The sequence below is a fragment of the Vreelandella neptunia genome, from assembly GCF_034479615.1.
GTDB lineage: Bacteria > Pseudomonadota > Gammaproteobacteria > Pseudomonadales > Halomonadaceae > Vreelandella > Vreelandella neptunia.
Genome location: NZ_CP140255.1, coordinates 2,294,389 through 2,307,030, shown reverse-complemented (window position 1 = coordinate 2,307,030; position 12,642 = coordinate 2,294,389). Strand labels below are relative to the sequence as shown.

Annotated in this window: 12 protein-coding genes; 8 read left to right on the top strand and 4 right to left on the bottom strand. The window is 54.7% G+C overall.

Translation table 11 applies throughout. From position 1 onward, the window contains the following. Position 1 precedes the first annotated feature (1 nt). From narI to SR894_RS10685, 7 genes are all read left to right on the top strand, one after another. Positions 2–685: a respiratory nitrate reductase subunit gamma gene (narI, locus tag SR894_RS10715; RefSeq protein WP_088701516.1), complete on the top strand. Its 684-nt coding sequence runs from the start codon at positions 2–4 to the stop codon at positions 683–685. Positions 686–725: 40 nt separating this feature from the next. After that, complete coding sequence (locus SR894_RS10710) at positions 726–1,547, top strand: peptidylprolyl isomerase (protein WP_133732559.1); 822 nt, start codon at positions 726–728, stop codon at positions 1,545–1,547. A 47-nt stretch (positions 1,548–1,594) separates the two neighbouring features. Further along, a complete protein-coding gene (gene moaB, locus SR894_RS10705; protein WP_133732558.1) occupies positions 1,595–2,173 on the top strand; it encodes a molybdenum cofactor biosynthesis protein B in 579 nt (192 codons plus the stop codon). Further along, entirely contained in the window at positions 2,170–3,432 is a 1,263-nt protein-coding gene (locus tag SR894_RS10700) for a molybdopterin molybdotransferase MoeA (RefSeq protein WP_133732557.1), read from the top strand. The genes moaB and SR894_RS10700 overlap by 4 nt, the downstream gene beginning before the upstream one ends. A 53-nt stretch (positions 3,433–3,485) precedes the next feature. Beyond that, positions 3,486–3,890, top strand: coding sequence for a putative zinc-binding protein (locus tag SR894_RS10695; RefSeq protein ID WP_133732556.1), 405 nt, complete (start codon positions 3,486–3,488; stop codon positions 3,888–3,890). Continuing rightward, a complete protein-coding gene (gene moaA / locus SR894_RS10690) occupies positions 3,887–4,876 on the top strand; it encodes a GTP 3',8-cyclase MoaA (RefSeq protein WP_133732555.1) in 990 nt (329 codons plus the stop codon). The genes SR894_RS10695 and moaA overlap by 4 nt, the downstream gene beginning before the upstream one ends. A 144-nt stretch (positions 4,877–5,020) precedes the next feature. Then, positions 5,021–5,857, top strand: coding sequence for a DUF6694 family lipoprotein (locus tag SR894_RS10685; protein WP_322535541.1), 837 nt, complete (start codon positions 5,021–5,023; stop codon positions 5,855–5,857). A gap of 116 nt (positions 5,858–5,973) precedes the next feature. Here SR894_RS10685 and SR894_RS10680 read toward each other — a convergent pair whose 3' ends face one another. From SR894_RS10680 to ppnN, 3 genes are all read right to left on the bottom strand, one after another. Continuing rightward, on the bottom strand, positions 5,974–6,174 hold the full coding sequence (locus SR894_RS10680) for a hypothetical protein (RefSeq protein WP_088701505.1): 201 nt from the start codon (positions 6,172–6,174) through the stop codon (positions 5,974–5,976). Between the two features lie 134 nt (positions 6,175–6,308). After that, a complete protein-coding gene (locus tag SR894_RS10675; protein ID WP_244286574.1) occupies positions 6,309–7,043 on the bottom strand; it encodes a sulfite exporter TauE/SafE family protein in 735 nt (244 codons plus the stop codon). Positions 7,044–7,124: 81 nt separating this feature from the next. Continuing rightward, complete coding sequence (gene ppnN / locus SR894_RS10670; RefSeq protein ID WP_133732553.1) at positions 7,125–8,507, bottom strand: nucleotide 5'-monophosphate nucleosidase PpnN; 1,383 nt, start codon at positions 8,505–8,507, stop codon at positions 7,125–7,127. A gap of 218 nt (positions 8,508–8,725) precedes the next feature. Here ppnN and SR894_RS10665 point away from each other — a divergent pair, with 218 nt between their 5' ends. After that, a complete protein-coding gene (locus SR894_RS10665) occupies positions 8,726–9,631 on the top strand; it encodes a LysR family transcriptional regulator (protein WP_133732552.1) in 906 nt (301 codons plus the stop codon). Positions 9,632–9,695: 64 nt separating this feature from the next. On the opposite strand, the gene gcvP is transcribed toward SR894_RS10665, so the two are convergent. Beyond that, entirely contained in the window at positions 9,696–12,590 is a 2,895-nt protein-coding gene (gene gcvP, locus SR894_RS10660; RefSeq protein ID WP_133732551.1) for an aminomethyl-transferring glycine dehydrogenase, read from the bottom strand. Positions 12,591–12,642 lie beyond the last annotated feature (52 nt).

Genomic DNA, 12,642 nt, shown 5'->3' with positions numbered 1-12,642 from the left:
CATGTTTATTGAATATTTGCAACATCTTATCTACGGCTATTACCCCTACCTGGCCGGTACGGTGTTCTTGGTCGGCAGTCTCATGCGTTACGACCAAGGCCAGTACACCTGGAAGACCGGCTCCAGCCAAATGCTGTCCTCGAAAAACATGCGTCTGGCCAGCAACCTGTTCCATATCGGGATTATCGTCATCTTTTTTGGTCATTTGGTGGGCATGCTCACGCCACACTGGGTTTACGCACCTTTCTTGCATGCCGGTACCAAGCAGCTGATTGCCATCGTGGTCGGCGGTATTGCCGGTGCTATGTGCGTGGTGGGCGGCGCCATGTTGCTTTATCGGCGATTGGTAAATCCTCGCGTAAAGGCGTCGTCGAGCTTGATGGATACCTTGATCCTGGGTTTGATCGTCTTACAGGCATGCCTTGGCATGGTAACCATCATCTTCTCGCTAGGCCATATGGACGGTGAAATGATGCTGACACTCTCCAGCTGGGCGCAGTCGATTGTCTTCTTTAGCGGTGGTGCGGCGGACTACATGCAGGAAGTGTCGTGGATCTACAAACTGCATATCTTTATCGGCTTAACCATCATCCTGCTGTTCCCGTTTTCGCGGCTGGTGCATGTGTGGAGCGTGCCGTTCGGCTATGTTACCCGGCGTTATCAGCTTGTCCGCCGGCGCATTTAAAAAACGGCTTGTGCACGTCCAGGACTAGAGGAGAAATAACATGCAGATGATTGATATCGAACAGCTACCTGGGGGCGTCGCTGCGCCTCCGGTACGCGTCGGTGACACCCCTATCGATGAAGAAACGATTGCGTTGGAAATGCAGTACCACCCCGCCGAAACGGCGGGGGAGGCCCAGCTTCAGGCAGCCCGTGCGTTGGTGGTCAGAGAGCTGCTTCGCCAGCGTGCTAACGTTCTGGGCCTACTGTCGACACAGGACGTTAGCGAAGCACAGGAAGATGCAGCGATTGCTGCCTTGCTCGAACAGGAGCTTGAAGTGCCGGAACCGGGGGAAGCAGATTGCCAGCGCTTTTTCGACACCCACCGTGAACGCTTCAGCGAACCGGTACAGTTACGCGTTCGGCATATTCTGCTCGCGGCCGCACCCGATGACTCCCAGGGGCGCGACGACGCTTACCAGCTTGGCGAAAAGCTACTCGAACAGCTTAATCAGATACCCGAACGGTTTGCCGAATTTGCTCAACACCACTCCGCGTGCCCTTCAAAAGAGCTGGATGGTGATTTGGGCTGGTTGGTATCAGGGCAGACTGTTCCTGAGTTAGATCGCGCTTTGCAGCACTTGCCCGAAGGTCTACACGAGCGCCCCTTGGCGTCACGCTATGGCTGGCATGTGGTGAGTATTGACGAACGGCGAGACGGTAGGGCGTTACCTTTCGATCAAGTTATTGACCGGGTGCGCCATAGCCTACGGGAACAGGCAACTCGACGTGCGCTGCGTCACTATTTGCTGGCGCTAGAGAGCGAAATAGGCGTCGAAGGCATTATTCTGGATGACGATGCTGGCGGCAGCTTGATGCAATAGCTTGAAGCAATAGCTTGAAGCAATAGCAAAGCTAATAGGAGAGCTTGATGTCCCATGTTCCTGTAGATGCTCTTTTCACTCCGCTTGGCATCGCGGTGCTAACGGTTTCCGATACCCGTGGTTTCGATGAGGATGGCAGCGGCGACCTGCTGGTTGAACATCTGAGTGAAAGCGGCCATATCCTGGTAGAGAGGCGCATCGTACCTGATGATATCTATCAGGTTCGTGCCGTGGTCTCGGAATGGATTGCGCGAGCAGATATCCACGCAATTCTGGTTAATGGCGGCACTGGCTTTACCGCTCGGGATACCACTCCCGAGGCGTTGATACCGCTGTTCGACAAAGCGATTGAGGGGTATGGCGAGCTGTTCCGCCACTACTCTCTGAAGACCATCGGCACCGCGACGATCCAGTCTCGCGCTGTAGCGGGGGTGGCCAACCGAACGATGATGTTTGCGATGCCCGGCTCGCCCAAGGCGTGTGCGTTGGCGTGGGACAAAATAATCGCTTTGCAGCTGGACTCCCGCACTCGGCCCTGCAACTTCGCCGCCATGGTGCTGCCTTCAGCGACCCAATGCAGTGGACGCCATAAAGCGACTTCTTCCAATGAGGTGGAGCGTTTATGAACTGTCACTGCGCAGAAATAGTCACACCCGGCTTGTTAGATCTGTTTGATGCACGCCAACGGCTTATCGACGCCGCCACGCCCATTAATACAGTAGAAACCATCACCCTGGAACAATCGGCGGGGCGAGTGCTGGCAGAAACGCTGCTCGCACCTCTTGATATGCCGGGTGTGGACAATAGCGCTATGGATGGTTACGCGCTGTGTCTGGCTGATTACCAAGCGGTACCTCGCGGTGCAGGCTTACCCATTCTTCAACGCGTACCGGCTGGCGCAGGCGTCATGCTGCTACCGGAAGGAGGCTGCGCGCGTATTTTTACCGGCGCGCCGGTACCCATGGGGGCAGATATTGTGGTACCTCAAGAGCGGGTAACCCTTGATCAGCGTGGGTATATACACCTCGAAGGTAACCTGGTGATAGGCGCTAATATTCGCCGCCAGGGCGAGGAGACCTGCATGGGAACCCCGCTACTCGCTGCAGGCACTTTTCTTGATGCCGCGTCGATTGCGCTGCTGGCAAGCCATGGTATTAACACGGTTAACGTCAAACGGCGCCTGCGGGTGGCGCTACTCTCAACCGGCGATGAGCTAATTGCCCCAGGTACTGCGAGAGCGCCGGGACAGGTATACGACAGCAATCGCGCCATGCTTAACGTACTGCTAGCGCAAGCTCAGTGCGATGTGTTGGACTTGGGCGTCATCGCTGATTCGCCGCAGTCATTGCATCAGGCTTTTGAGCACGCACAAACCGCTGCAGATGTGGTGATGTGCACCGGTGGCGTTTCGGTAGGCGAGGAGGATCATGTACGCCCGGTGATCGAGCAGCGCGGTGGGTTACATTTTCATGGTGTTGCCATGAAGCCAGGGAAGCCCTTTGCGTTCGGTTATCTGGGCGCGGAGCCTGCCTCTTCCACACCGTTAATGGCGTTGCCGGGTAACCCAGTGGCCTCCCTGGTGGGCTGGCAGCTGCTGGCGCTGCCGTTTATCCATGCCATGCAAGGTAGAGCCGTAGCGGCTCTACAGCGTTACCCGGTAAAAGCGGGCTTTTCTCAGCGAGGGCCCCAGGGGCGCTGCGAGCTACTACGGGTGGTGATGGATTGGTCACAGGGGGCTCCCGTGGCGCAGCTAGCGGGCGGGCAGGGCTCACACATGCTCAGCGCGGCTAGCCAAGCCCACGGTTATTTAATGATTAACCCCGCCACGGAGGTGACTGAAGGGGGCATCTATCACTATTACCCCATCAATCAGTTCGCCGCTTGAACAGCTTTTCCTATCGTGGCCACTGACCTCGTTTGTTTTTCATAGGAGAGGGTATGTCTTCACAACACAAACCCCGCACACTGATTTATGCCTGCTCCGGCTGCTCTGATGTGGCGCAACTTGCCAATAGCGTTGCCCTGCGTCTTGACCATGCAGGAGAGGCAGAAATGTCCTGCATTGCCGGTGTGGGCGGTGGTGTGCCCGGCCTGGTGCGCATTGCACGCTCCGGGCGCCCTATTGTGGCCATTGACGGGTGCCAGATGCACTGCGCCAGCCACTGTCTCGCCAAAGCGGATGTGATACCCACAGAGCACGTAAAGCTATATGAAAACGGCCTGCGCAAGCGGCGGGGCCAGTTTTATGATGAGCAAACAATCGCTGAGGTTACCGCAGAGGTAAAAGGACTCATTGCCCGGCTGCCCGTTAATGCCAGTACCCAAGAGGAGCCCGTAGAATGAATGCACTAGTAGATGGGTTTGGCCGCACGGTGCGTTACCTGCGTATATCGGTGACTGATCGTTGTGATTTTCGCTGTGTGTATTGCATGGCTGAGGAAATGACCTTTCTGCCACGCGCCCAACTGCTTACCCTTGAGGAGATAGCCGCGCTTTCACAGGCATTTGTCGAGCTGGGCGTGGAGAAAATTCGTCTAACTGGCGGTGAGCCGTTAGTACGCCAGGGCGTACTAACACTAGTGCAAAAACTCGGTGCATTGGTAGGTCTGCGCGAGCTGGCGATGACCACCAACGGCTCAGGTTTGGTCAAGCATGCCAATGCTTTGCGCCAAGGCGGGCTACATCGGCTCAATATTAGCCTCGACTCGCTCAAGCCCGAACGCTTTAAAGCATTAACCCGGACGGGAGATCTTGATCAGGTGATCGCGGGTATCCGTGCAGCGCGCCGCGCTGGCTTTCAGTCGATTAAGCTAAACGCCGTATTGCTCAAGGGGCGCAATGACGACGAAATTATCGACTTGGTAAACTTTGCCCGGGATGAACACGTCGATATAAGCTTTATTGAGGAGATGCCGCTGGGCGCTATCAGCGAGCATAACCGTGGTGAAACCTTTCTTTCCACCGATGCGGTACGCGAGACCATAGAAAACCACTATCAACTCTTACCCACCACTGAGACCACCCTAGGTCCATCCCGCTATTACCGTATGGCAGACAGCCAGTCGCGGATTGGCTTCATCTCTCCCCATAGCCATAATTTCTGTGCTGCCTGTAACCGTGTTCGAGTAACGGCTGAAGGGCGGCTACTGCTTTGCCTGGGCAATGAGCACTCGGTAGATTTACGCTCCGTAATGCGACGTTATCCGGGTGATACCCAGCGGCTTAAATCGAGCATTGTGGCGGCAATGAAGAAAAAACCTGAGCGCCATCACTTCACCACGGATGGTGAAGTTCAAATAGTGAGGTTTATGAATGCAACAGGCGGGTAATAGGATTCGTTCAGTGTTCTAAACTAATCTTTAAGCGTTTTTAAAGAGCTTGAAACGCTCTCCCAACCACCGGGGGCTAGTGGTTAATAGCGCTTTCCGTTAAGCTCCTCTGGAATTTTTATCTGCCTGCTTTGAGGTGATTGTATGTGGAGCCTGCTAAGGCTGTCTGCAATATCACTATCTGTACTCATGATAGCTGGTTGCTCAGATCCCAAAATTGATACTAGCTCCATGCCTGCGTCGGTTGTCTCTGTTGAGAAAGTGCGTAACTCCTTGCCCACCTACAAGCGCGATGAGTTTGATCAAGGCTTGATCATTATCGCCACGTCGACATCGTTTAGTGGTATCGATATTCTCAACCCCCACCGCATGAATGCCGCTGAGATCGCCGAAACTGCCAACGCGCAAATGCATGGGTTAACGGGGGATCAGGTGATCCAGCGTGCCGATCAGATTCTGCGCGAGCGCCGGGCACGCGAGCGCGAACAGGCTATTCGCACCTTAAAGCGGCTGGAAGAGAAGCGTGCAAAAGCCACCAGTGACCAGCAGCAGTTAGCTCGGTTTACCATTGACAGTGCACGCTATTACATGGGCTCAAGCCCTTACGGCGCTCCGGAACCGGTGATTGATCTTGAAGTGACCAATGGCACGGACCAGGCCATTTCTGAGCTTCTGTTGAGGGGCGTGGTGACGAGCCCAGATCACTCAGTACCTTGGGTGGATGAAACGTTTTACTACGTTGTTCCTGGTGGCATGGAGCCTGGCGAAACACTGGAGTGGAGCCTTGCGCCTAACCGCTTTGGTCCATGGGGGAATGCTCAAATACCCAGCGATGCAGAGCTGACGGTTACCTTGCAAGGACTGAAAGATCTTGATGAACAGCCATTATGGGACTCGCCCGAGCTAACGGAACACGAACTGGCCAGGCTTGAGCGACTGCAGAAGGAGTATGGTGGTATTGCCTTCTCCCGTTTGGAGTGAGCCTCGGGTGGAGTAAGCCCTGTGTACAGTAAGCCCTGGAAAACCAAAACGCCCTAGCGGTTATCCGCTAGGGCGCACCTGTCTCTACCAATAATCTTTGCGTTAAGGGGGAATACTTACTCTTTGGCTTCATGGTCGGCGAGGGCGGCAACAATCGCCTCTTCCCACTGCCCTTCGGTTAACCCCCAGTGCTCCATTTCTGATTGATCGGCACTGCCTTCCGATGCCTCGCGCAGTTTATCGACGCTGCTGCTTTCATAGCAGTGCTTGGCGAAATCTTTAGTTTTTACATCTTTTAGCTGGTTGATCATCGACATGTTGAGTTCCTTTCAAGGTCAATAGTGAGGAAATGCCCACTCAGTGTAGCTATTCTGGCCACTTTTACCTGACTTGGTTCCCAACACTGTTTAGTTGAAGTGAGAAAAAAGCGTAGAGAAAGCTCTTCGTAGAGCTAGCCAGCCATCAGCGTATCGATAAAAATTTTACCGGCGATACTGGCTAGCAGCAGCATAACCAAATTATCGAACCAGCGGTGGGGCAGCCGATTGCCCAGGCGGGCGCCTAGGGGCATGGCGGCGAGTATGACCACAAGAGCAAGGATGCTAAACAGAAAACGTTCCAGGGTTAAAATGCCCGCGTTTATAAGCGCCGGTATTTGAACACAGGTAATGGCGACGAAGAAGACCGAGATGGAGCCAATAAATACGTTTCGTTTCAGCTGCATCGCATTGAGAAAGGTAACCGAAGCGGGCGCCGACATACCCGCAGCACCTTGAAGCACGCCTGCCATTAGACCAATGGGGATCACTAGTCGTGCAGCGATAGTAAAAGGCAGGGCGATGCGTCGCTTCATCACTTTGATGATCAGGTAAAGCACGATCACACCCGCGACACCCAGTGACAGTATTTCGGGAGATAAAACGACTAATCCCCAAGTGCCCAGAACGATGCCTAGCCCGCCAGCAATGGAGAAAGCTGCCAAGAAGCGCAAGGGTAGTAGGTGGCGTCGATATTGCCATACCTGTAAAGCATTGCTAAATAGGTTAGGCGCGACTAATAGAGCGATAGCGAGTTGAACGTCGTACAGCATGGTGAGAATGGGTACGACAATAACCGGGACGCCTGAACCGATGGCGCCTTTGACGATACCTGCGACGAGTAGCGCTATAAACGCAATTAACAGCATAAGGCGACCCGGCCCTTTTTAGCGCACAGCCGCCGCTCAACAGGCAGCTGTGCGTATTGTTCCCTTCAGGATTGAGCGTTTTTATTTCAGCACATAGCAGGGCACATAGTGCTGACCATCGAGTTTCATGCGCCCTTGGGCTACAAACGAGGTGAGTAGCTCGTCTAGGCGTTGCATGAGTTCGGGCTCTGCGGTCAGTACAAAGGGGCCATGAGCTTCAATGGCTCGAATGCCAGCCTCTTTGACGTTGCCAGCGACAATCCCAGAGAAAGCACGACGCAGATTGGCGGCGAGCTCGTGGGTGGGCTGCTGGCGGTGCAGCGCTAAGCCACGCATGGCGTCGTGAGTCGGCTCAAAGGTTGCCTGGAAATCGCGCGCAATGGTCAATCGCCAGTTGTAGTAGAACGCATCTTGATGGGTGCGCCGAAATTCAGCGATCTCATCGATGCCGTGGCGCATGGTGCGTGCAACCGAGACCGGATCGCCGGTAATGATGGTGTAGTAACGGCGGATATCCTCACCGAGGGTATAGACTAGGAACTCATCAATTTTCTGAAAGTAGGCCGCTGAATTGGCAGGGCCAGTGAAAATTAACGGGAAAGGAATGTCCTGGTTGCTGGGGTGCAACAGAATGCCCAGTAGATAAAGAATCTCTTCCGCGGTGCCCACCCCGCCAGGAAAAACGATAATGCCATGGCCCAGGCGCACAAAGGCTTCCAAGCGTTTTTCAATGTCTGGCATGACCACCAGTTCATTGACGATGGGGTTGGGCGCTTCGGCCGCGATAATGCCGGGCTCCGAAACACCCAAATAGCGGCCTTCTTTACGCCGCTGCTTGGCATGCGCAACGTTAGCGCCTTTCATGGGCCCTTTCATGGCGCCAGGGCCACAGCCGGTACAAATATCTAAATCGCGCAGACCTAAGTGGTAGCCGACATCTTTGGTATATTCGTACTCTTCTCGGGAGATAGAGTGGCCGCCCCAACATACCACCAGGCTAGGGTCGCGGCCGGGTTTTAACGTGCCCGCTTTGCGTAGGATGTGGAAGACCGCATTGGTGGTGCCTTCTCCCGTACTCAGGTCAAAACGATTGTGGTGCTGAATCTCATTGTAGACGTACACAATATCGCGAATGATCGAGGATAGATGCTCGCGGATACCTCGAATCATGCGGCCATCTACGAAGGCCTCGGCGGGGGCGTTAGTGAGCTTTAAGCGAATGCCGCGGTCTTGCTGCAGCACTTCAATATCGAAATCTTTATAGGCTTCTAAAATCGCCAGGCTATCGTCGCTGGGATTGCCGCAATTGAGTACTGCCAACGCACAGCGCCGAAGTAGATCGTGTAGACCGCTTTGAGACGTTTTATGCAGTCGATTAACTTCATGTTGAGAGAGTACTTCGAGGCTCCCCTCGGGGGAGATGATGCTGGAAAGGGTGGCGCGAGGTTGAACGTTTTCGGTCATTAGCGGGGCTGTCCCTAATCGTTTGATGTCTTTTGGCATACTACCACGCCCAAGCGGTGGGTACAGCGCAGCGGCTGGCTCGCCGGGGTGTGCTATTATGGGGCATATTTTATAGGGCGGCGGCAATAGCGTTTTTTGTGAGTTACTCAACTATTGCCTAAAGCGGGTTCTCAAACAGAGCTGCTAAAGACCGTTATCAAAGACCATGGCGCTTCACTATGTTCAATGCCCACTATTTTCGTACCTTTATTACGCTTGTTGAAACAGGCAGCTTTACCCGTACGGCGCAACGTTTAGAAATGACCCAGCCGGGCGTAAGCCAGCATGTACGCAAGTTAGAGGACTATTTAAATAAAGAGCTGCTAGAGCGCAAGGGGCGCAGCTTTACATTAACCGAGTCGGGGCGGCGTGCTTACGATTACGCTTTAAAGTTATTTGCTGAGCATGAGCAGTTCCGTCACGGGCTAGACGATGACTCCTTGGATAGCGGTGACTGCCGCATCGCCTCGCCGGGTAGCGTTGGTCTTATGTTCTATCCGTATATATTGGGGCATCAGCAAATGCACCCCAATTTAACGGTCAACTATAGCTTTGCGTTTAACCACGAAATCGTCAATGACTTGCTCGAAGGGCGTTATGACATCGGGATAGTTACCGAGGCAATGCGTCACCCTGAGCTTAATTGCAGCATTTGGCATGAAGAGCCACTCTGCCTGGTGGTGCCTGCAGATTTTGCGGGTAGCACGCTGTCAGATTTAATGGGCATTGGCTTTCTCAACTATTACGACGGCATTAACCATGCCAATGCACTGCTGCGAGCCAATTATCCCGACGAGTTTCGCTCAATGACCCACTTCCGCCATCAAGGCTTTACCAATGAAGTCAGCATGGTACTGGACGCGGTTGCCAGGGGGTTGGGCTTTAGCGTGGTATCGCGATTGGTATTGGAAACTTCCCCCTGGCAGCGCCAGGTAAAAGCGTTGAACCTGCCCCATGCGGTCAATGAGGTACTCTATTTGCTGCGCCGCCGCGACTCTGTGTTGCCCAAGCGTTACGAAAAGCTGTTAGACGGTTTTCACACTCAGCGCCTGCAAGAAAAAACGCCCCTGATGCCGTCTAATTGATTAGGCACCAAGGGCGTTCTCGCAACTTAAAGCGCTATCGCTTCACATCTTGTCAGCTTTGCCGTTAGTTGCGGTACTCATCGATGCTAGGGCAGGAACAGATTAACTGACGGTCGCCGAAAACGTTATCGACGCGGTTAACGGCGGGCCAGTATTTAGCGGCTTGAACAGCCGCGGTCGGGAAGGCAGCCAACTGGCGGTCATAAGGCCGCTGCCAGTCGCTATCCATTAGATCCGCCTGGGTATGTGGCGCATTGACCAGCGGATTGTTATCCAGCGGCCATTCGCCGCTCTCCACTCGGGCGATTTCGTCACGAATGGCAATCATCGCATCGCAGAAGCGGTCGATTTCATACAGCGACTCAGACTCGGTGGGTTCGATCATCAGCGTGCCCGGCACCGGGAACGACATGGTCGGTGCGTGGAAACCATAATCCATCAAGCGTTTGGCGATATCCTCCTCGCTAATCCCAGAGGCCGCTTTAAGCGGACGAATATCGATGATGCATTCGTGGGCAACCGTACCGTTCTGGCCACGATAAAGAATCGGGAATGCCGCTTCCAAACGCTTGGCAATATAGTTGGCGTTTAGGATGGCAAGCTCGGTGGCTTCACGCAGGCCGCGCGCGCCCATCATTTTAATGTAGGCCCAGGAGATGGGTAGGATCGAGGCACTGCCAAACGCTGCCGCGGATACCGCACCGCTATCAGCGTTGACGCCATTGATTGGCGTTACCACGTGGTTGGAAACGTAGGGTGCCAGGTGGGCTTTTACGCCGATAGGCCCCATGCCCGGGCCGCCGCCACCGTGGGGAATACAGAACGTTTTATGCAGGTTAAGGTGAGATACATCGCCGCCAAAATCGCCGGGGCGGGTTAACCCCACCTGGGCGTTCATATTGGCGCCATCGATATACACCTGGCCACCGTTATCGTGAACGATCTTGCACGCTTCGCGCACGCTGGTTTCAAACACGCCGTGTGTGGAAGGGTAGGTCAGCATGATGGCGGAGAGCTGATCGCGATGCTGCTCGGCTTTAGCACGCAAATCCGTCATGTCGATGTTGCCGTTTTGATCGCACTCGACCACGACGACTTTCATCTGCACCATGGCTGCCGAGGCAGGGTTGGTGCCGTGGGCGGAGCTTGGTATCAAGCAGATATCGCGATGTCCCTCTCCCTGGGCTGCCTGATAGCGACGAATTGCCACAAGGCCCGCATATTCGCCCTGAGCGCCAGAGTTGGGCTGCATCGAGAGATGATCGTAACCGGTGACTTCGACCAGAAAGGCCGAGAGTTCGTCGATCATTTGGTGATAGCCAGCTACCTGGTCGCGGGGCGCGAAGGGGTGCAGATGCGCAAACGAGGGCCAGGAGACGGGGATCATTTCGCTGGTGGCGTTCAGCTTCATGGTGCAGGAGCCGAGCGGGATCATTGCATGGGCAAGCGACAGATCCTTGTTCTCAAGACGCTTCAAGTAGCGCAGCATTTCTGTTTCGCTGCGGTAGCGGCTAAAGGTGGGATGACTCAAGAAGTCGCTTTCGCGCATACAGGCAGCGGGAATGCCTGTAGCGCCGTTAGCCACTACCTGCTCGTCCAAAACAGCAACGGCAAGACCGTGCTCGTCACCCAGCAGTACGTCAAACAGCGTTGCTACGTCGCGGGCGGTGGTGGTTTCATCCAGACTGATGCCCACATCGCCATTGCCGAAGTAGTGTAAGTTAATATCGTGAGTCATGGCACGACCATGGATCTTGCCAGCGTCAATGCCGGTCAAACGCAGCGTATCAAACCAACTGTCATGAGCGAGCGTTACCCCTGCCTGCTTAAGGCCCTCGGCGAGCAGAGTCGCCAAGCGGTGAACGCGGCCAGCAATTTTGCGCAGCCCTTCAGCGCCGTGATAAGTGGCGTAAAAACCTGCGATGTTGGCCAGAAGTGCCTGGGCAGTACAGATGTTAGAGGTCGCTTTCTCGCGGCGAATATGCTGCTCGCGGGTCTGCATCGCCATGCGCAGCGCTGTGTTACCACGGCTATCTTTTGACACGCCTATGATACGCCCAGGGATCGAGCGCTTGAGCTTGTCGGAAGTAGCAAAGAAAGCCGCATGGGGGCCGCCAAAGCCCATGGGTACGCCAAAGCGTTGGGAGTTGCCCACTACAATATCCGCACCGAGCTGGCCGGGCTCTTTAAGCAGCACCAGACTCAACAGATCGCTGGCCACGCAGGTCATGATATTGCGCTCAGCCGCGGCGCTTAATAGCGGAGCCAGATCGCGCACTTCGCCACTGGCAGAGGGGTACTGGACAAGCGCCCCAAAGACATCATGGTTGGCTAGCTCTTCCGCAGGCCCAGTGATTAACTCAAAGCCAAAGAACTCAGCGCGGGTTTTAACCACGTCTAGCGTTTGCGGGAAAACGTCGTCGGCGACGAAAAAAGCGTTGGATTTGCTTCTCTTATTGCCACGCTTACACAGCGCCATGGCTTCGGCGGCGGCGGTGGCTTCGTCGAGCAGCGACGCATTGGCCAGCTCCATGCCGGTTAAATCCATGACCACTTGCTGGAAGTTGAGTAACCCTTCCAGGCGGCCTTGAGAAATCTCCGGTTGGTAGGGGGTATAGGCTGTGTACCAGCCTGGGTTTTCCAATACGTTGCGCTGAATCACCGCGGGCATATGGGTGCCGTAATAGCCCTGGCCAATATAGCTTTTTGCCACACGGTTTTGCCGCGCTAGCTGGGCTAGGTACTCTAGCGCCTCCGCTTCGCTACGCGGATCATCAAGCGCTAGCTCGCGGCCAAGACGAATATCGCTCGGCACGGTCTGTTCAATCAGATCTTCCATGTGCTGCATGTTGAGCGCTTTTAACATCGTGGCCACGTCATCTTGACTTGGACCATTATGACGTTTGATAAAAGCATCGTGATCGGCCAGCTCGGCCAGACGGCGTGTTTCAAGAGACATGAAAAAGATTCCGGACGTTAAGAGAGAACCGTGCAGGGCGATAAGCGAAGAG